At 61.7% G+C, this 19,419-nt stretch carries 21 protein-coding genes; 6 read left to right on the top strand and 15 right to left on the bottom strand.

Going from position 1 to position 19,419, the window contains the following annotated elements; all coding sequences use genetic code 11:
• Positions 1-12: 12 nt before the first annotated feature.
• The 4 genes from ACE04A_RS18730 to ACE04A_RS18715 all read right to left on the bottom strand — a co-directional run bounded on the left by ACE04A_RS18730 (position 13) and on the right by ACE04A_RS18715 (position 3,273).
• A complete protein-coding gene (locus ACE04A_RS18730; RefSeq protein WP_448719052.1) occupies positions 13-534 on the bottom strand; it encodes a Csu type fimbrial protein in 522 nt (173 codons plus the stop codon).
• A 358-nt stretch (positions 535-892) separates the two neighbouring features.
• A complete protein-coding gene (locus ACE04A_RS18725; protein WP_448719051.1) occupies positions 893-1,819 on the bottom strand; it encodes an alpha/beta hydrolase in 927 nt (308 codons plus the stop codon).
• 115 nt (positions 1,820-1,934) lie between these two features.
• On the bottom strand, positions 1,935-2,318 hold the full coding sequence (locus ACE04A_RS18720; protein ID WP_259246977.1) for a VOC family protein: 384 nt from the start codon (positions 2,316-2,318) through the stop codon (positions 1,935-1,937).
• 49 nt (positions 2,319-2,367) lie between these two features.
• Positions 2,368-3,273 (bottom strand): LysR substrate-binding domain-containing protein, encoded by a 906-nt coding sequence (locus ACE04A_RS18715; protein WP_448719050.1) that lies wholly within the window; start codon positions 3,271-3,273, stop codon positions 2,368-2,370.
• Positions 3,274-3,437: 164 nt separating this feature from the next.
• Between ACE04A_RS18715 and ACE04A_RS18710 the strand changes: the two genes are divergently transcribed.
• Together ACE04A_RS18710 and ACE04A_RS18705 are read left to right on the top strand one after the other, a co-directional pair.
• Positions 3,438-3,980, top strand: a complete 543-nt coding sequence (locus tag ACE04A_RS18710) for a sugar ABC transporter (RefSeq protein ID WP_448719049.1) — start codon at positions 3,438-3,440, stop codon at positions 3,978-3,980.
• A 27-nt stretch (positions 3,981-4,007) separates the two neighbouring features.
• Positions 4,008-4,853 (top strand): MBL fold metallo-hydrolase, encoded by an 846-nt coding sequence (locus ACE04A_RS18705; RefSeq protein WP_259246982.1) that lies wholly within the window; start codon positions 4,008-4,010, stop codon positions 4,851-4,853.
• Between the two features lie 24 nt (positions 4,854-4,877).
• On the opposite strand, the gene ACE04A_RS18700 is transcribed toward ACE04A_RS18705, so the two are convergent.
• Positions 4,878-5,243 (bottom strand): hypothetical protein, encoded by a 366-nt coding sequence (locus ACE04A_RS18700; RefSeq protein WP_259246985.1) that lies wholly within the window; start codon positions 5,241-5,243, stop codon positions 4,878-4,880.
• Between the two features lie 217 nt (positions 5,244-5,460).
• The gene (locus ACE04A_RS18695) at positions 5,461-5,853 is read right to left on the bottom strand and encodes a VOC family protein (RefSeq protein ID WP_279996764.1); all 393 of its coding nucleotides are present in this window, start codon (positions 5,851-5,853) and stop codon (positions 5,461-5,463) included.
• 213 nt (positions 5,854-6,066) lie between these two features.
• On the opposite strand from ACE04A_RS18695, the gene ACE04A_RS18690 reads away from it, so the two are divergent.
• The gene (locus ACE04A_RS18690) at positions 6,067-7,758 is read left to right on the top strand and encodes a sensor domain-containing diguanylate cyclase (RefSeq protein WP_485820390.1); all 1,692 of its coding nucleotides are present in this window, start codon (positions 6,067-6,069) and stop codon (positions 7,756-7,758) included.
• A gap of 14 nt (positions 7,759-7,772) precedes the next feature.
• Here ACE04A_RS18690 and ACE04A_RS18685 read toward each other — a convergent pair whose 3' ends face one another.
• Together ACE04A_RS18685 and ACE04A_RS18680 are read right to left on the bottom strand one after the other, a co-directional pair.
• On the bottom strand, positions 7,773-8,216 hold the full coding sequence (locus ACE04A_RS18685; RefSeq protein WP_448719046.1) for a DUF695 domain-containing protein: 444 nt from the start codon (positions 8,214-8,216) through the stop codon (positions 7,773-7,775).
• Positions 8,217-8,304: 88 nt separating this feature from the next.
• Entirely contained in the window at positions 8,305-9,246 is a 942-nt protein-coding gene (locus ACE04A_RS18680) for a LysR family transcriptional regulator (protein ID WP_485820389.1), read from the bottom strand.
• A 98-nt stretch (positions 9,247-9,344) separates the two neighbouring features.
• On the opposite strand from ACE04A_RS18680, the gene ACE04A_RS18675 reads away from it, so the two are divergent.
• Both ACE04A_RS18675 and ACE04A_RS18670 read left to right on the top strand, forming a co-directional pair.
• Positions 9,345-10,442, top strand: a complete 1,098-nt coding sequence (locus ACE04A_RS18675; protein ID WP_448719044.1) for a mandelate racemase/muconate lactonizing enzyme family protein — start codon at positions 9,345-9,347, stop codon at positions 10,440-10,442.
• 58 nt (positions 10,443-10,500) lie between these two features.
• Positions 10,501-11,493: a Bug family tripartite tricarboxylate transporter substrate binding protein gene (locus ACE04A_RS18670; RefSeq protein WP_485820388.1), complete on the top strand. Its 993-nt coding sequence runs from the start codon at positions 10,501-10,503 to the stop codon at positions 11,491-11,493.
• Between the two features lie 110 nt (positions 11,494-11,603).
• Here the strand turns inward: ACE04A_RS18670 and ACE04A_RS18665 are convergent, their stop codons facing one another.
• The 5 genes from ACE04A_RS18665 to ACE04A_RS18645 form a co-directional block, all read right to left on the bottom strand.
• Entirely contained in the window at positions 11,604-12,587 is a 984-nt protein-coding gene (locus ACE04A_RS18665) for a Bug family tripartite tricarboxylate transporter substrate binding protein (protein ID WP_424917713.1), read from the bottom strand.
• 87 nt (positions 12,588-12,674) lie between these two features.
• The gene (locus ACE04A_RS18660) at positions 12,675-13,526 is read right to left on the bottom strand and encodes an enoyl-CoA hydratase-related protein (RefSeq protein WP_485820387.1); all 852 of its coding nucleotides are present in this window, start codon (positions 13,524-13,526) and stop codon (positions 12,675-12,677) included.
• A 15-nt stretch (positions 13,527-13,541) separates the two neighbouring features.
• Positions 13,542-14,759 (bottom strand): CaiB/BaiF CoA transferase family protein, encoded by a 1,218-nt coding sequence (locus ACE04A_RS18655; protein ID WP_485820386.1) that lies wholly within the window; start codon positions 14,757-14,759, stop codon positions 13,542-13,544.
• Between the two features lie 148 nt (positions 14,760-14,907).
• The gene (locus tag ACE04A_RS18650) at positions 14,908-15,792 is read right to left on the bottom strand and encodes a LysR substrate-binding domain-containing protein (protein WP_448719040.1); all 885 of its coding nucleotides are present in this window, start codon (positions 15,790-15,792) and stop codon (positions 14,908-14,910) included.
• A 2-nt stretch (positions 15,793-15,794) separates the two neighbouring features.
• Positions 15,795-16,481 (bottom strand): LytR/AlgR family response regulator transcription factor, encoded by a 687-nt coding sequence (locus ACE04A_RS18645; protein WP_447989430.1) that lies wholly within the window; start codon positions 16,479-16,481, stop codon positions 15,795-15,797.
• 183 nt (positions 16,482-16,664) lie between these two features.
• Here ACE04A_RS18645 and ACE04A_RS18640 point away from each other — a divergent pair, with 183 nt between their 5' ends.
• On the top strand, positions 16,665-17,744 hold the full coding sequence (locus tag ACE04A_RS18640) for a sensor histidine kinase (RefSeq protein WP_259247019.1): 1,080 nt from the start codon (positions 16,665-16,667) through the stop codon (positions 17,742-17,744).
• Positions 17,745-17,775: 31 nt separating this feature from the next.
• Here the strand turns inward: ACE04A_RS18640 and ACE04A_RS18635 are convergent, their stop codons facing one another.
• Positions 17,776-19,062 carry a type II toxin-antitoxin system HipA family toxin gene (locus ACE04A_RS18635; protein ID WP_448719039.1) on the bottom strand — a complete coding sequence of 429 codons (1,287 nt, stop codon included), beginning with the start codon at positions 19,060-19,062 and terminating at the stop codon, positions 17,776-17,778.
• Entirely contained in the window at positions 19,055-19,372 is a 318-nt protein-coding gene (gene relB / locus ACE04A_RS18630) for a type II toxin-antitoxin system RelB family anti-toxin (RefSeq protein ID WP_279996753.1), read from the bottom strand. Before relB ends, ACE04A_RS18635 begins: the two co-directional genes overlap by 8 nt.
• Positions 19,373-19,419: the final 47 nt, after the last annotated feature.

The raw sequence follows: 19,419 nt of genomic DNA, 5'->3' as shown, positions 1-19,419 counted from the left end.
GGCGATCCGTGACTAGAAGTAGACGGTGGCGGTAACGGTCGACTGATAGGTGTCGGGCGCCGGCGCATCCTGCGGTGGCACTTGCCCGTACACGGTCAGCGTCTGCGCGGTGCCCGTGCCGGTACCGCCGACGGTGTCCGTGCCTTGCGTATTGCCCCAGACCGTCGTACGCCCCGCGTTCTGATAAAGCTGGTAATCGACGGTCGTTCCGGTGTTGCCCGGTGCGGTACCGGTCAACAGACGGCTGGCAACGGTCGAGCCCGCCGCCGTCCCTGCATCCAGGCCGACGTTGTAAGGCGTCGTATCCGTGCAGGTAACACTCAACGTTGTTTCTTCATTGGCCGGCGCGCTCAGCAAGCCGGTAGCGGGAAACACCAATGGCTCGGCCGCTATCGTGCAATTGGCCTGCACGGTCAATGACACATTGAAGGTTGCGCTTGACGTACCGTTTTCATAAACCTGCGCTTGAGCAAGCGTAGGCGCGTAGGCGCCGACAACAACGGTCAGTGCAGTGGCATACCCCATCGCTTTCATACCTACGCTCCTCAATGTTGTTAAGTGGTTCGAACCATTTAAGTGCTTCGAACCACTCTAGCGATGGGGGGTGAGGAACTTATTTCCTTATTTTTCCAAGATCGTCATTTACTGTCTATTGGCGGGCCAGCATATTTAAATGCCTGCGTTCCTGCTGCGGTGGGTATAGACGCGCTGAACGTGATGTGATTGACACGTCACATCTATAAAAAATAGAAACAATTTATGGGCTGGATTTTGAAACGAATATTAAAGGCCGCCAAATACGGCGAGAATAACCACGCTTAATCGGCAGTGAGTTTTCAATGGTGATGGCGACGAGCGTGGAGGCAACCATATGGGCGTGGGGAGTCTACAGTCAGCGCGCCGGCAGCAGATATTTCAGCCCCTGAGTGAAACCCCGTGGCGCGACGCTGAGATGGTCCTCGTCGTTCAGGACCGCTGACTTCAGTTTCAAGCCGGGGTATTTGCGGCTCTGCAATGCCGATTCAAGCGCCCGGTTGTCGGCGACCATGTCAACCGTCTGGTTGTAGCGCCGGTCCCCTTTGCGCAGGGCTTCAAAGGCGCCCACATACATAAAGACATTCGCCTTCAGATCTTGATTCTGCTTGGCGTAGCGCGCTTCGAATGTCAGGGCGACCCGCTTGTCGTACCAGAGAGACGGGCTGCCGAGGATATAGCCGCTGAACAGGCCAGGCTCGGTGAAAAGGATCTGCGTGCCCAGCAGGGCGCCGTAGGAGTGGCCCAGAAAGAGGGCGCGGGCCGGGTCTGCCCGGTAGCGGGCGGAGATGAATGGTTTGACCTGATCGCGCAGATAGTCCTGGTAAGCGCGCGACTGACCATGGACTGCATTGGCGGGTGCGGTGCTTGGGCCATTTGGCGTTGGCGTGTAGTCGCGTTGCCGGCTGACCCCGCCGTCTTCGCCCTTTGCATAGGACAGGCCGACAAGGATGAATTCCTCGATCTTGGGGCCCTCAACGTTCAGGCGACGGCCTAACTGCCGGATGATTGGGAAAGCGTAGTCGGCGTCGGTTACATACAGCACGGGGTAGCGCCGCTGCGGCTGCTTTGCATAAGACGGCGGTAAAGCAACGAAGACCTGGTAACCGCGTCCAGATACCGGATCGGGCACGTCCCAGACCTCGCTGTCGGCGATCTCGTAGGGGCGGCCTTCGCCGGGCTGTACCTTTACCGTTGATGTGGGCTGGGCGTGCGCCGGCCGGCTAGTGACGCCGAAGCTGGCGATAAGGGCGAGCAGCAGGGCGCTTAGATAATGTCGTTGCATGTGAAGTTTATGTTTTTCGACAGCCGGAACTTCCGACGAGTCTTCGATGATCTGGCCGGACGTTTGGTGTTGCCAGGTGTGGCAAGCGCGCTATTGCCTCAGCCCTCCAGCCGCTTCACCCGCCACGAAACACCGCCTCCATATTATTTCCATCGGGATCCAGCACGAACGCGGCATAGTATCCCGGCGGATAGCCAATCGCCGTGTCGCGCAGGCCGGGCGCACCGTTATCGGTTCCGCCCGCTTTCATGGCGGCTGCGTAAAAGGCGTCGACTTCGGCACGGTTCTTTGCCGCGAAAGCGGTGTGCTGGCGCACGCTATGTGGATGGAATTTGTCGATCCAGAAAATCGGATAGTCGACGCCATAGCCCACGGCATCAGATCCGTCATCGCTGGGAATCTGCATGACGCGGCGCAGGCCGAGTGCTCCCAGCACTGAATCGTAGAAAGCGGCGGAGCGGGCGACGTCTGCCACCCCGATACCGGTATGGTCGATCATTGTGGACTGCCTCCTATGGCGTTGCGGTTTCCAAGTTATGTAATGCACATCAGGCGCTGAACGACGACGCCAAGCCCTGCGCTTCCTGAAGCATCCATTTTGCAAATGCCTGTAGTGGCGCTTCACTCAACTCGATCGGCTCGGGCAGAACGAGGCAGAAATTCTTGGCAATCGCTTTGCTGTCCGGCCAAGGCGCGACCAGACTGCCTTGTTCCAACTCTGCCTCGATATAAAGACGGGGCACCAACGCGACCCCCAGGCCGGCCACTGCCGCCGCGATCAGCATGGAATGCAGATCGTAGCGCGCGCCGACTGCCGAATTAGTTAACTCGATGCCGGCCTCTTGTGCGTAAAGCTGCCATGCGTCCGGGTTTTGCCGGCGGTGAAGGCGGGGTAGCTCGTCCAGCGACGTGTGCGCACCGGCTTCCGCGAGCAGCGCCGGACTACAGACGGGCACCAGCACTTCCTCCAGCAAGTGATGCAAGTGCATACCCGCCCATGCTGGATGCTCAAAATGGATGGCCGCGTCGAAACCGCTACCCGCAAGAATGAAGGGCTCCATACGCTCGGTGATATGCACGGTGATGTTGGGATGCGCGTTTTGAAAACGCTTCAGCCGAGGGATCAGCCAGCGGGTAGCGAAGGTGGGAATGGCGGCGATATCAATGGTCCCGCCTTCGGTGGGCTGCCCCATTACATAAAGGCTGTCCCGCTCTAGCCGATTCAGGATCTCGCGCACTTGCAGCGCGTATCGCATGCCGTGGGGTGCAAGCCGTACGCGATTCCCCACGCGCTCAAAGAGTGCGACGCCTAAAAACGCCTCCAGGCGACCGATCTGACGACTGATCGCGCCCTCGGTCAGCGCCAATTCTTCGGCCGCGCGGGCGAAGCTGCCGTGTCGCGCCGCTGCCTCGAAAGCCAGGAGCGCGGAATTACTTGGAATCTTACGTCGCATGGGGGGCTCGTTGATGGGGTGCGCTTGAGGCAGCTTGAGTCAATGTCACTGAAGGCTGATTTTATATCGCTATATACGCGGTAGAGGCGCGTTTAGCATGACCTTACTGCAATGAGTGGGTTTGAGTGCTGAAAGCGCTTAACCCGTGACCAAGGATTTTCCTGATGATCTATACCGTGGAATGCAGCTTCGCCGATCCCAACAGCGAAGCCGAATGGAACGACTTCTACAGCGCTGAAAAGCTGCCCGCCCTTATCTCGGTCAGGGGCTTTCAGACGTCGCAGCGCTTCAAGGCGTTAAGCGATGGTTGCCCGATCTACCTGGCCCTACACACGATTGACGGCCTGGATGTTCTGACGGGCGAGGAATACCGCCAGAAGGGCGGCGGCAATTTTGCAAGGTGGCAGCAGCACATCACCGACTGGCACCGAAATCTGTATGACGACATCGGCGTTGCGCCGGCGGTCAATGAGGACGAACTCCTTGTGCTGTGTGCAAGCGGCGCCGAACCTCTGATTCAGATGGACCTTACCCCCTTCGCCATGCGAGCCGTTGCGCTTGAGAAGTCTCCGGAACGTCGTTGGCTGGCAAAGCTGTCTCGAGGAAAGGCCCGCTTATTGGAGAGCGTGCCCGAAGGCGTCCACGTCTATGCGCCGATGACGGAACAACTCACAAGTTCTTATGCAGCGTTGAACATTCAAGCCTGAAGTTAAAGCGTTTTCCGGAGAAAAGTTGTGCCCGCCATTCCATTTCCAAGTCAGCAAGCCGGAGATTTCACGGTTACCGCCATCAGCGACGGCTACCTCACCGCCAGCCTGGACTTGCTTTCGAATATCAACCCGGACGATGCGTCCGCAATGCAAAATGCCGCGGGCCAGAAGGAGCCGGGCGCCGTGCATATCAATTGCTATTTGGTCCGGGGAGCGGGCCGCACGATTCTGATTGACGCGGGGGCGGGAGGGATCAAGCAATGGGGGGGGCGGTTGATATCGAATTTATCGCTGGCTGGGGTCAAGCCCGCCGACATCGACACCGTCCTGCTCACCCACGCCCATCCCGATCACGTCGGCGGGCTGGTGGACGCAGCCGGACAAAACCTCTTTCCGAATGCGGAGCTGGTGGCTCATCAACGCGAGCTTGCGTTCTGGCAGGATGACGGAAATCTCAGTCGCGCCACCGAGCGCGCGCGCGGCAACTTCCTGATTGCGCGTCAAGTGTTCGACGGCTACCGCGACACGCTTCGTACTTTCCAGGAAGGGGAGGTGCTTCCCGGTATCAAGGCGATGCCGCTACCGGGGCACACGGATGGCCATTCCGGATATCTTTTCGAATCGTCCGATCAGAGCCTGCTTGTTTGGGGAGATATTGTCCATTTTCCCCACATTCAGATCGAACGGCCAGACGTGTCGATTGCCTTTGATCAGGATTCTTCCCTTGCCGCCACCACACGATCACAGCTGTTGGATCTGGTCAGTTCAGAGAAACTCTTGATCGCCGGCATGCATTTGGGGGAACTTGGTTTCGCGCGAATAAAGCGAAGCGGCGGAAGCTACGGCCTGGAGTATGAGACCGAAGCGTGAAGCCCCCAATCTATGCAACCCTGCTTACAGGGTCGGTTGCGGAATCGGGGTGTCTTTCGGCAGCGTGCCCGATATGCGCGACGGGCAATCCGAAATTCCCCACTTGGTGACCATGCCCTTTTCAATCATGAACTTCTCGATGCACACGTGATAGGCGGACATGGGACCCCAGATCTCTTCGTACGAAATGATCGTTGCCCCGCTGGAAAGCGTATAGCTTTTCTTGGGAGGTCCCCACTTGGAAATCAGTTGCTCTTCCGTGCTGCCGACCCAGACTGCATTGACGTCGTTATAGGTTTTATTCCGTGTGCCCATCAGCATGTTCATCTGTCCAGAAGTACATCCCACTAGTAGCGATGGCAGGACAACAAGCAGTGCTAATTTTTTCATTTTGAGCATTACCTAAAGTTCGACGGTTGAGAGTTAGGTGCTTACGATTTTCCGGGCGTCAATGTATCAGAAACCTTACCGCCCGACGCTCCGTCAAGCCAGAATGGCCCTCATGTTATGCAAGCAACTGCTTGTATAACTGAGGGCCATATCTTGAGTTTGTTCACTGCAATCCGGCTGTTTCTACCTAAACAGGCCTTGCGGTGAGGCCGTCGTCTCAGCCTTGCACCGGCGTGCACAGTTCCACCAGCGTGCCGTCGGGGCAGCGCAGGTAAGACACCACTTGACCCCAAGGCTTGGCGGTCGGCGCACTGAGTTCGGTTGCGCCCAACGACAAGGCCTTGGTGTGGGCGGCTGCCACGTCGTCCGTCACAAAGCCCACTTCCATGCCCAGGGGCTTGGGCGACGCCGACGCTTCGACGTGTCCCGTGGCGAAGTTCATGGCAGCCAGTTCATGCGCCGCGAACGACAGCGTGGTGGCGCCAGTATCAAGCTCTCCGTAGGTTCCTGACTCGTGCAGGAAGCGCACCGGAAAGCCAAACGCGGCTTCAAAAAAGGACAACGACGCCGCCACGTCAGGCACATAAACGATGGTGTATCCGAACTTCATGAGGGGTCCTTGAAAGCTTGGTTTGCGCGTCGACAAACAGGTCAACGCTGATCGTGCGCATCATACGTGGACGTTGCGGTGTGACGGGCTGTTTGTCGCCGCCCAGTCACAAGAGTGCCTGGCGCGTATGCAGCTTTGGTGAGAAACGTGACAGAATGTCAGGCACGTGCCGCCCGGCTTTACCGGTGAATTCCGTATTGATCAGGTTCTGAAATGCCCGTTATCGGTGATCCGTACCTAACCCGACCTCCTGGCGATGGCGGGGGCGGCGCGCAATGCGACCCCGACGGTTCCCTGGGCCGGCTGGTACGCCTGACCCGGCGCTTCTTTCGTGTGGATTTCGCAATCCTGGCGGGCACCGACGCCGACGCCAGTGGCGCATGGCAGGTGGCGGATGGCGCGCCGCCCTCGAATTCCCAACCCTGGTCCATCGAATGCCCCGTACGCGCTGCCGACGGGCGCCTGCTGGGCAGCTTGCGGCTGCTGCACGGGCAGGCGCGCGACTTCACCGACGAAGACAGCCGGGCCTTGCAAGACCTGGCCGACCTGGCGGCCACGGCCATCGAACAGCGCCATGCGCTGTCGAGCGAGCGCGCCGACGAAGACACCTGGCGCGAAGAAGCCCGAAAGCTGTCGCTGGCCATCGCGGGTAGTGGCACGGGCGTCTGGGACCGCAACGTGGTGACCGGCGAGATCACTTATTCGCCCGGCTGGAAGGCCTTGCTTGGCTATTCAGAATCGGAACTCACCACGCGCATCGAGGATGCCTACAACCGCCTGCATCCGGACGACCTGGACTACGTGCGCGCCGCCATGCAGGACCATTTCGACGGCAAGACGGACAGCTACGAAGTCGAGCACCGCATCCGATGCAAGGATGGCAGCTACAAGTGGATTTGCAGCCGCGGCAAGGTGATCAGCCGGGACACAACGGGCAGGGCGCTACGCATGATGGGCACGACCACCGACATCAGCGCGGTGCGCGCCATGTCCGAGCGGCTCCAGCGCACGGCGGACCTGGTCGTCAACCTTACCGATGCCGTGCCCGGCCTGGTGTTCCAGTGCCGGGCCGTGCCCGAAGGCGGCGCGTGGTTCTCGTATGTCAGCGCGGGCATCTGGGACATGTTCGAGCTCACCGCCGAAGACGCGCGCGCCAGCGCCACCGCCATCGAACAGCGCATTCATCCCGAGGACCTGCCCGCCTATCGCACGTCGCTGCATGCGGCGGCCGGCGCGCTGACGCCGTGGCATTTGGAGTTCCGCGTCTGCCTGCCGTTGCAGGGTGTGCGGTGGCGGCAGGGGGACGCCAGCCCGCGCCGCGACACCGACAATGGCGTGGTGTGGCACGGGTTCGTCACCGATATCACCGACCGCAAGCGCGCTGAACTCGAATTGCGCGAGCTTGCCGCCACGGACGCGCTGACGACCTTGCCCAACCGCCGCCACTTCATGTCGCGCATCGCCGCGGAGCTCACGCGGATCAAGGGCCTGGGCGGCCTGGGTTCCGCGGTGCTGATGTGCGACCTGGACCACTTCAAGCACATCAACGACACCTGGGGCCACGCCATCGGCGATGGTGTGCTTCAGCATTTTGCGAACATGCTGCGCGCCCAGTTGCGCGAAATCGACCTGGTGGGGCGCATCGGTGGCGAGGAGTTCGCCGTTGTGCTGCCCGATACCGACATCGAAAGCGCGCACCTGTTCGCCCGAAACGTGCAACGCCAGATCGCTGATACGCCGTACTTGTCGGATGGGCGGCACATACCGCTGACGGTCAGCATCGGCATTTCCGCGCTGCACACGAAGGACGACGACGCGGAGCTGGCGCTTAGCCGCAGCGACCGCGCGCTGTATTACGCCAAGCAACGGGGGCGCAATCGGATCGAATCGGTGCTGTTCCGATAGAACAACCCTTATCGTCAATGAATCTGTTCCGAGCCCTCGGGTTGCAATTCCGACAGCCCATTCCAATCGGGGTCTTTGAACATGCGCAGATTGATGGGGTAGACCGGATGCCCGGCCAGGCATTCGTTGAAGGCGTCCAGAAAGGCCTCAACGTTCGGGGTGTAGTAACGCCACTCCTTCAGATGATTGCCGGTCAGGCAAGCCACCTGCACACCGACATTGGAGTTCTCGAAGCCGTTCTCGATGGCTTCTTCAAAGCGATTGGTGTTTTGCTTGTCTTCGTCATTGGGCATGCCGGACTCGATGCCCGTATACGGCCAGGAGATGATGATCAGGTTTTCATTGATCTGACGGTCAGGCGCCGCCGGCAGCCCGGTACGAAAACGAACGATGACCGACAAACCGTTGACGCGGGTTTCACCCACTGCCCAGAGATCGCCTGGGAAAATGCTGTTCATTGAATGCCTTCCTATATAGAAACCGAACCGGCGGGTTCAGCGCTTGGTTCCGAGCAAAGCTCGTCTTCAAAAAAAAGAAGCGCGAAGTCTATCGCAAGCTATCAATCCCAGACTGTGGGACACACGTGCCACACGCTTGCGCCGTAATTCGCGCCTGTTCCGCCAACCCGTCCCGCAGCAATTGCGCCGGCCCACTCATGGCGCGGTCTTTCGACCAGACCACCGCAAGCACCGGATCTTCCAGCGACAGCAACTGCCGCGCCACCAATCCTTGGCGCTCCGCATACTGGGCGCCAAGACTTTCCACGATGGCCACGCCCAAGCCTTGCGCCGCCAGCGCGCTGGCGGCCGACGACTGCGCCACTTCGATAATCGGCTTATACGGCAACCCGCGCGCTTCCAGCGCCTGGCGTGTTGCGCGGCCGGCGGGCAGGGCGGGGGCCAGCACGATCGGGCCAGCATTGGCCACCTGTTCAAGTGTCAGCGCCGACTGCCGCGCCCAGGGATGATCTTGCGCCATGACCGCGTGCAGGCTCAACGGCGCCAACCGCAAGCTGCTGACGCGGTCGATGTCGGACGGTGCGCCGATGATGATGCCCAGGTCAATGCGATGGTCGACCGCCATTTCTATGATCTCCAGCGCGGTGCCGGCGCGTACCGTTACCGCGACGGTCGGGTGCGCCTGTCGCATGCCGGCTAGCGCAGGGGGCAGCAGGCTGGAGGCCGCTATCGCAACCGCGCCCACGTCCAAGCGCGCCAACGCCCCTTGCCGGATGTCGACGGCCAGCCGGTCGACCGCTTCGATGCCGGCCAATGCGTTGAGCACTTCGGGTATCAGCGCGCGACCCTGGCTGGTGAGGTGCAACCGCCGGTTCTCGCGGCTGAACAGCGCGAAGCCCAGGCGGGTTTCCATGTCGCGCAGCAGCGCGCTGGCGGCGGGCTGGGTCATGTTGACGGAAGCGGCGGCGGCGGTGACGGTGTCGTGCCGATACATGGCGCGCAGCAGCAGGAGTTCTCGCCGATTGAACATATGAATTTCATATGGAAATAGTCAATTCATCTATTTGACCATATGAAGGGGGCGCCGCCAGAATAGCCGGATCGCATTCTGCTTCTTCAGCTATCGCCATGCCCGCCAACACCATCGTTTCCGTCACTTGCATCCCCTTGCGCCTGCCGTTTCATCATTGGAGCCCGTCGCCGCTGTTCGCCGGCCGTCCGCGCGACAAGCTGGACAGCGCGCTGGTGCGCGTGCAGACGGAAGACGGCACGGTGGCCTGGGGCGAGTCTTATTGCGTGGAGCCGCGCGCCTTGGTTGCCATTTTTGAGACCTTGATCGCGCCGCTGGCCTGCGGGCGGGATGCGGATGACGACACCTTGCTGCCGGGCATGCAGCGCACGCTGCACAACCTGGGGCGGTCGGGTCCCGTGGTGCATGCGCTGGCCGGCCTGGACATCGCGCTGTGGGACCTGCGCGCCAAACGCGCCGACGTGCCCTTGTATCAACTACTGGGAGGCAAGCGCCGCGATCGCGTGTGCGTCTACGCGTCGCTGCTTCAGTACTACGGCAACGCGGAACGCCTGGACGCGGTGACAACGCGCGCCTTGAACGAAGGCTATACCGAGATCAAGCTGCACGAGCGCACCGCCGATGCGCTGGCCGCCGTGCGCCGCAGCACCGGCGCGGGCGTGCCCATCATGGTGGATACGAACTGCGCCTGGCTACCCGACGAGGCCGAAGCCGCCATCGCCGCCATGCACCCGCATGATCCGTTCTGGATTGAAGAGCCGCTGTGGCCGCCGGAGGACGACCGCGCGTTGACCCGCTTGAAGCGCGCCTGTGGCGTGCCGCTGGCCGTGGGCGAGAACGCCGGCAGCGTGACCGACCTGGAGCGGGTGGTGGACAGCGAAGCCGCGCAGTATGTGCAGCCCAGCGTCATCAAACTGGGCCTGACCGGCGCGTGGCGCATCGCGCAGAAGTGCGCGGGGACGAACGTCGTCTGCGCGCCGCAGGTGGCATTTTTTGGACCGGGCTATCTGGCCAGCCTGCACCTGATCGCGGCGCAGCAGGCCGAGGTATCACTGGAACGCCTTTACGTGGAACTGGCCCACGTGCCCTATGGGCGCAGCGTGCCCATCGCAGACGGTTGGGTGACCGTGCCGGACGGGCCCGGGCTGGGCGCGGATCCGGAAGCGGAACTTGCCGAAGGCCGCTACAGCGCCTGACACGACGACAACGCGAGCCCAAAGAGGCCGCATCAAACATAAACCTGGAGACAACAATATGCATTCATCGCGCAGAGCGTTCTTGATCAACGGCACGGCCATGGCAGTGGGCGCGGCCGCGTTGCCCTGGAGCTTCGCGGCACGCGCCGCGCAGTATCCGGACAAGGCGGTGCGCTTATACATTCCCTATCCGCCGGGCGCGGCCACCGACACGTTGGGCCGCATGGCGGGGCAGGTGTATGCCGAGGCGCTGGGCCAGCCCTTCGTGGTTGAGAACCGGGGCGGCGGCGGCACCACGATCGGCACGCGCGCGTTGGCGGTGTCGGCGCCGGACGGCTACACCATCGGCATGGTCGACTCCACCTTCACCATCAACCCCGCGCTGTTGGGCGATCGCCAGCCCTACGACGCGATCAATGACTTTGCGCCGATCTCGCTGATGGCGACCGCGCCGTTCGTGATGGTGGTGCATCCGTCCGTCAAGGCCACCGACGTTGCCGCTTTTGTTGCGCTGGCCAAGGCGCACCCGGGTACGTTGTCGTTCGGGTCGGCGGGGGTGGGCAGCGGTCCGCATCTGGCGGGTGAGCAATTGCGCCAGCAGGCGGGCGTGGACGTGCTGCACGTGCCGTACCGGGGCGGCGGCACCGTCATCACCGATCTGCTGGGCGGCCAGGTGCAGTTTGCCTTCGCCACGGTTCCCACGCTGCTGGAACACATCAAGGCGGGACGCCTGAAGGCCTTGGCGGTCACGAGCCCCAAGCGCGTCAGCCAGTTGCCTGATGTGCCGACGTTTGCCGAGGCGGGTCTGCCAGGCGTGGACATCTCGCCCTTGTTCGGCCTGGTGGCGCCAGCCGGCGTGCCGGCACCGATCATCGAGCGGCTGTCGAAAACGCTGGCCGAATCCGTGCGCAACGGCGCGCTACGCGACAAGCTGGCGGGCTTGGGCTTTCAGCCGGTGGGCAGCACACCGGCTGAATTCGCGCAGCGGATAAAGGACGATGTGGCGAAGTGGACGGGGGTGATCCAGCGTGGGGGGATCAAGGCGGAGTAGGGTGCGCCGATGGCGCCCGCGCGCATGCTCGGTGGAGCGCAAGGTGGGGTGAGGGGGCACGCGAATTGGGTCAGCGCGCTTGCCGATTCGGCTCATACCCGGTGAGCAGGTCATTCGGGCGCGATTCCTGCGGCCTTGATGACCCTGCCCCATTTCTGAATGTCGGCGGCCTGAAATTCGTTCAGCTCGGCGGAGGTTGTTGTCCACGCCTGAGTTGCTGAGTTTCGAAAGAATGCCCGCGCGCCGTCGCTGCCCACCGCCCCGACCAGCAACTGCCTTAGCTTCGCAACCGTCGGCGCGGGTGATCCGGCCGGAACGTAGGCAGCGAACCAGTAACCCATGTCATAGCCTTTGATGCCGGCCTCGTCCAGGGTAGGCACATCCGGCAGTTGCGGCAGGCGTTCCTGGGTTGATGCGCCGAGTGGGCGCAGTCTGCCTGCCTCGATCTGCGACAAACCGGTCACGGTGTCGATCACCATCATGTCGATGTGACCACCCAACAGATCGTTAAGCGCATTGGGATTGCTGTTGTAGCCGACCCAGACGATGTCCGTACCGGTCAGTTGCTTGAGCATTTCGCCTGCGATGCGGCTGGACGAATTGCCGCTGCCAAAGCTCAGTTTGCCGGGGGCTTGCTTGGCCGCGCGAACCAGGTCATCGACCGTGCGATAAGGCGAGTCGGCTTTCACCACTAAAACCTGACCGCCGCGTCCCAGTCCTGTCAGTGGGGTGAAATCCGCTACCGGGTCATAAGGAAGCGTCTTGAAAAGATGGGGGTTGGCGGCTTGCGTCGTGTTGGTGGTGATCAACACCGTGTAGCCGTCGGGGGCGGCTCGGGCCACATGCTGCGCGGCGATCATGCCGCTTGCGCCTGGCCGGTTTTCCACGACGACAGCTTGCCCCGTCTGCTGCGTAAGCGACGCTGACAATGCGCGAGCCAGCAGGTCGGTTGCGCTGCCCGCGCCGAATGGCACGACAAATGTCACGGGCTTTTCAGGGTAGCCGGCCGCATGTGCCGAGACGGTCCAGGCGAGGCCAAGGACGGCCAACATAGATGCCGCCAGGCGGACGATAAAAGTAATGATGCGGTTCATGATGTTTGTCTCCTGCAATTAGTTGGTGCGGGCGTCATTGGCCTGCACGCTTCGTATGCCAGCCTTCTGAGTGCGTGGTCAACGCGCTCAAACCGGCTGGAAGGAAGGGGCGCGGCGGGCGCGCTGCGAGAGAAAATCGCGCACGACGGCCTTGTGCTCATCGCCGCAAAGCAAAATCGCCTGCATGGCGGCAGCGGTCTCCAGCGCCATCGGCAAGGTCGACTCGGCGGCATCCAATACCAGGCGCTTGGCCATGCGCAAGGCTTGGGGGGGATTCGACGCAATGCGCCGGGCCAAGGCGGCGCTTGTCTCGTCCAACGCTTCCGGCGCCACCACGCGGGCCACCATGCCCAGTTGCAACGCGGTCGCCGCGTCGATGAATTCGCTGGTCAGGGTCAACTCCAACGCCTTTGCCGTCCCCACGATGCGGGTCAAGAACCAGGCGCCGCCTATGCCAGACACCAGGCCCAGCCGCAGGAAGCTTTCGGCAAATGTCGCGCTTTCGCTGGCCACGCGCAGGTCGCACATGAGGGCCAAGTCACAGCCGGCTCCCACAGCCGCCCCATTGACCGCCGCAATAGACGGCATCTGCAAGGCTTGCAATGCATGAGTGATTCGATGCAGCGTTGATTTCAGTCGGGCGCGGATTTCGGTGGCGGAGCCTTGCATCAAGTCGGCCCCTTGTTCCATGTCTTTCACATTGCCGCCCGTGCAGAAGTGCTTGCCTGTGGCGCGCAGCAATACGCAATGAACGTTTGATAGCGTATTGGCCCGTTCCAGGGCCTCGGCAAGCGCCTCGGCCATGCGTACCGACATGGCATTGCCTGTATCGGGGTCATTGAGGCTCAGTGTGAGGACGCCGTCGGCGACGTCTTGCAGGATCAATACCTCGGCAATGGGCGAGGCGGCCTCTCCGGCGACGGATTCATTGGATTTCATTGGTGTGTCCTTGGCTCATGTAGAAAATTGCTCGGGTTGACCCAGTACGCCGCTACCAAACAGGGCGTCGATCTCCGCAGGGGCATAGCCACATTCGGTGAGGATCTGGCGGCTGTGCTGGCCCAGCGTTGGCGCGGCCGTGATGCGGGCATTCGCGCTGGTTGCGTGAGCGGGCCCCGGTGCAAAGCTCGGCATGCGCACCTTTCCGGCAACAGGATGGTCAACCCAACTGTCGATTCCGCTCGCCGCGTACTCTTGTGAGCGGACGACATCGTCGTAGTCCGCCACCGGCGCGCACAGGATGTCCGACTCGGCAAGCCGCTTCACCCATTCGTCGGTGGCACGCTGCCGAAACAAGGGGGTCAACACCCGGCGAAGCGCATCGCGGTGCGCGACGCGGGATTCATTACTGGAAAAACGCGGATCATGTTCCAGTTCCCCGGCGCCCAATACGGCGCACAAGGCTTGCCAGCGCTTGGGGTGGTAGGCGGCCACCATGATCCAGCCATCGAGGGTCTGGTATGCCTCGTTCGGTGCGGCGTAGGGGGCGGCGCTACCCGCCTTGGCGGGTGCGGTGTCCGAGGCAAAGTACGACGCGTAGCCGATCTGCTGCAGCATCAGCGTTGCGTTGTACAGGCTGATGTCGAGGTATTCGCCTTGGCCGCTGCGTTGCGCCGCGTGGTGCGCGGCCAGAATCGCAATCGTGGCCAGGTAGGCCGTAACCATGTCGGCAACCGGCGTCGCGCCTTTTACCGGCTCGCCGTCCGCGCCGCCCAAGGTGCTCATCAAGCCGCTGGCGGCCTGGATGATGCCGTCTACACCGGGCCGGCCACGCAGCGGGCCGGTTTGTCCGTACGCGGAAATGGAGCAATACACCAATCCGCGATTGCTGTTGGCCAGCGTGTCGTAGCCCAGACCAAACGCCTGCATGACGCCCGGACGGTAGTTTTCAACCACCACGTCCGCGCGGCTGACCAAGCGGCGCGCGACCTCGCGACCGCTGTCGGATTTCAGATCCAACGCGATGCCGCGCTTGTTGCGATTCACACTCAAGTACACGGCGCTTTCGCCCGCGATCCAGGGTGGGCCGATCTGCCGGCCAAGTTCCCCGCCGGGAGGTTCGATTTTGATGACGTCCGCGCCCATGTCCGCAAGCATCATGGTGCAGACGGGGCCCGCGAGGACGTGCGAGAAATCCACGACCCGGAGGTCTCGCAAGCTACGTTTGAACATGTCCTGTCTCCTGCACGACACGGTCTGATGGGTGACCGTGTTCTCGTGTCATGCAGGCAGAATAGGCAGCGGCGCCAGACCCGGCAAACGACTTTATCGACCGGATGCTTTGACTTTTTGTAAAAGGGTCAATGCAGGCGTGTGCAGATCAAACGGCGACAAAGGTGGACAGCCAATCGCGGAACACACGCAACGCTCGGGATTGCGGCTTGCCCGTCGGCCAGGCGAAGTAATACGTGAAATCCTCATGGTCGAGTATGCGATCCAGCGGCGCCACCAAGGTTCCGTCCGCCAGTTCTTTTTCGATCAGCGCCTTTTGGCCAATGGCGACGCCATGTCCTTCGATGGCTGCCTGGTAGGCAAGCAACGAGGTTTCGTACTTCATGCCTTGCGCGGGGTTGACGTTTCGCAAGCCTGCGGCGCGCAGCCATAGCATCCAATCGTCCGGGCGAGCCATGGAATGCAGCAAGGTTTGCGTCGCCAGTTGCTTCTTGTGCGTCAGCCCCAGCGTGGGGGCCGCTACGGGCACCAGCTCGTTGCGCACAAGCTGCAGCGTGCGCATACCCGGCCAGCGTCCATCGCCCAGCTGTATGCCGGCGTCAATATCTTCGCGCTGGAAATCCAGCGGCGCGAACGACGTCATGACTTGAACGTCGATGTCTTTATGCTTCTGATGAAAACTCGCCAGTCGCGGGATGAGCCAGCGCACGGCAAAGGTGGCGGGTGAGCGGATGCGCAGCGTATCCCGGCCCACGCTGGCGCCGGCCACCGCCAGGGTGGCCTCACGCAGGGTCGCAAACAACGGTATTAGGTCCGACAGATAGCGTGCGCCTGCCGGTGTCAGCGTCAGGCCGCCGCGTATGCGTAAAAACAGCGGTGTGCCCAGGTAGTTTTCCAGCGCCCGGACCTGCCTGCTGACCGCCGCCGGTGTGACGCACAGTTCATCGGCTGCCTTGGAAATGCTCAGCAGGCGCCCAGTGGCTTCGAACGCCCGGGCGGGATTCAGTGGGGGAAGCAAGTCGCGTCTAGCCATGGCTAGCCCCGCGCCACCGCGCGCCGCAGGCGCAGCGACGCGACGCGGCCCAGCACGATGGGCGCTACGCCATTGCTGAACGTCACTTCCGTCTGCGCGCCGGAAAGGGGCGATAACTGCAAGACATGCTCAAGATTGATGATGATCGAGCGGGACAAGGCGCAGAAAGGCGGGGACGGCAGATGCGCGGCCAGGCGCTTCAGCGTGATGTGCATCAGCTCGTTGTCGTTGGCGGCGCTGCACAGGCGGACGTAGTCACCTTGGGCCTGCACGAGCGTCAGCGCTTCGACCTTGATGAGTTTGGTGCCGGCCTTCGTTTTCATCGGCACGTAGCCGGTGGCGCGGGGCCGTAGCCGCGTCAGCGTCTGGGCCAGCCTGTCGGGGCTGACCGGCTTGAGCAGGTAATCCACCGCCGCGACGTCGAACGCGCGGGTGGCGTAGTCGTTGTGCGCGGTGACGAAGACCACGGCGGGCGCGGATTCCAGATCGCTCAGAAGATCAAACCCGGTGCCGGATGTCAGTTCGATGTCCAGAAACAGGGCGTCTGGCGCGTGTGCCTGGATCAGCTCGTGGGCCTGCTCAATGGTGGAGGCCTCGCCGGTGACCTCGATATCGGGCGTGGCTTCGAGCAGCCGGCGCAGGTAGCGCCGTGCCGGAGCTTCATCGTCGACGATCAGCACACGTAGCATTTTCCTCCCAGGCGCCGGAGTGTGGCGGGTATATTCTTCGGTTCCGATATACCGTCAGTTCCGATATATCTTCGGCTTCGATATCTCTGCGATTCCGATACGCCGGTAAATATAAGGCCATATGCGCTGTTCCGTGAACCCGTCGCGGCGCTTGAATATGGCTATTTCGAGAAGAGCTCGTCCATGATGTCCACATCACTCAGCCAGAGCCTTAGTCAAGGGGAATCGTCGCCGGGCTTCTGGCGCGCCCAGATCGTGGGATGGCTTTTCCTTGCGGTCGTCGGTTTTTTTATCCGGATGGCGGTGTTCGGCAATTCGGCCGCGGCTGTCTGGCTGACGCTGGTGCTGGAACCGCTGGCCTTCGCGATGACCAGCGTGGCCGCCGTGCTGCATGGGCGCCGCGCGGGCAAGGCCGACGCGCCGATCCTGGTGCTTGTCAGCGCCGTGCTGTTGTGCCTGGCGGCCTCGGCGTTGCTGGCGTCCGTTTCTTCCGCCATCCATCAGATGTTCCCGCCAGGAAGCATGCAGGTGATGCCGGGTAATGAGTACCGGCTGGCGTTTCTCTACTACATGGGCATTCTTTCCATCTGGACGCTGGTGTACTTCGGCGTGTCGGCTGAGCTGTCCGCGCGCACCGAACGCATGTCAAAGATGAAGGCCGAGACGCGGTCCTTGCAACTGGAGCTGGAGCATCTGCGCTTGCAGATAGAGCCTCACTTTCTCTTCAATGCGCTGAACACGATCGTGGCCGAGATTGCCGAGCGTCCCGCCATTGCGGAAGAGATGACGCGCCGCCTGGCGGATTACCTGCGCTATTCACTGGACCGTCGCGGGCGCGGCTTGTCCCGGCTGGAAGAAGAGATCGAGGCGGCTCAAGCCTATCTGCGCATACAAGCCTTGCGCTTCGACACGCAGCTTGAGTGCCAATGCCAGATCGACCCGGCCACGCTGCAAATCAACCTGCCGCTGATGACCTTGCAAGGCCTTGTTGAAAATGCCATCAAGCACGGCATGCGGTCCGCGCACGAGCGCTTTGTGATCCATATTCGCACCCGGCTAGAAGGCGACGAACTGATCATCCAGGTAGAAAACCCGGGCCGCTTGCAAGCGCCGTTCGACGTGGTCCGAAGCGGCGGCGGACTCGGCAATCTTTGCCGCCGCCTTGAGTTGCGATACGCCGGACGACACGCATTTTCGCTGGATCAACGCGGCGACAGCACCGTGGCCGAGATCAGGCTGAGGGGAGCGCCAGAGCCGCTGTAACTTCCTGGAAGCGTCCGCTCGCCCAAGGTCTTCACCGGCGACCGCGGCCCGGTTGGTCTTGGCGTAACCGGGCTACGTTCTGATCGATGCAGTGTTGGATCGTGCGCAAGGTGTCACGAGTAATGATCTGTGGGTAGAGGTCGTCGGCGAGAATGGCGAACTGGCTTGCCACATCGCAAATGCGGTCAATCATTTTTCCGGCAACGTCCTGGGGCATTTCGGCCTCGTTGGCAAGCCTGAGCATCTGTGCGCGGGAAATCGCCTGCGCCTCGCCCATCACGTCCATCTGATGATATCCACCAGGCCCCTCGCAGAACGTCACGTCGTAAGCGGGCGCCAGCCTCCAGTGACCCGCTTGCGACATGAGGTAGGCAAAGTTCTTGGGATGATCGTCCCTGTTGTGGAATGCAACGTTGAAGACTGCGCGCTCGAAAGCCACTGCCATCTGCCGCACGTCGTTGGTACACATCTGCGTCGCCCGAAAGAAGTTGACGTAGTCCAACACCCCCGGAGTGCGGTAATTGGCGCCCGTAAAGGCGGCGAGACTCTGCATGGGTACGCGCAGCCCGTCTTGTCGGTCAAAACGCTTGCTGGCAAACGCCGCCGACCCACCAGGCAGACTGAAGTACCGCGTGTCCGGCGTCTCGATGCCACACATGCGCAGGCATTCGGCGTAGACCATTTCGATAGCGCACACCTCGGGATGTTCTTCTTTGGCGGGGAACTTGATCAACCACGCTTCAAATCCCGGTGTGACGGCAGTGGTAAACCCGTCCGTTTCGGGATTCCGATAGACCAGGGCCTTAGGCCTTGCACCTTGAGGCGAGCCGCCCACCAGCAGCAATGTCTCCAGGAACTCGCCGCCTTCCCCTTGCAGCACTTGCTGCACGTCGGCGGCTAGTTCTTCAAGCGGGATATGGACTTTCAGTTCCTGTCCTTCCGGCGCAACGGGTTCAAACTTCATGGCGCCCATCGCGTTGCCACCGATATAGGCCAGCCGTTCCAGCGGGCCTATGCGAGCCGTGGATAGGCTGCGTCGCCGGAACATTCGGTCCATCAGCAACATGCCCCATCCGTCCGGCAACGAGTCATAAACAGGGCCTGGCAAGTCAAGTTGGTGGTCTGGAAAACCGCGGCGCAGCTGGGGCCCCTCCAACGGCAGGGTGTAGGAGGATAGCTCCAAGCCCCTTTGCCTGGCGTCGTTGCTGTACTCGAAGACGATCACTGGACGACCGGTCAGGGCGGTTGTTGAGGCCAGGGTTCCCCAAAGCCACCGCTCACCCCAGCCCTCATAGAAGACATTCACTTGCTCAAGCATTGCCGGGGTTCCTTTTTGCACGGAGACGATCCGCGCTGCTTTCGTAGCGTCGAATGTCTTCGATGCTGTTCAATTTTGGCTGGAACAGACCCTCAAGCTCTTTGGCCCGACCAAGGGCCATCGCCACCCGGACCACGTTCTCGAACCTGACATTGCGCCCGGTTTCCAGGCTGGACACGGTGTTGGTGGCAATGCCGGCTCGCCCGGCCAAGTCGGCTTGCGTCATGCCCAACGCCAGACGCTCCGTGCGCAAACGTTGGCAGAGACGCTTGACGATCTCGCTTGGCGTGCTGAAGCTTAAATCCAACATATTGTGTATCCAGATGGCTTTATGCCAGTTAATACCCAAAATTATAG

This window comes from Achromobacter colocynthidis (assembly GCF_057334535.1).
The sequence above is the reverse complement of the archived record's forward strand: the minus strand, read 5'-3'. Positions and strand labels throughout refer to the sequence as shown.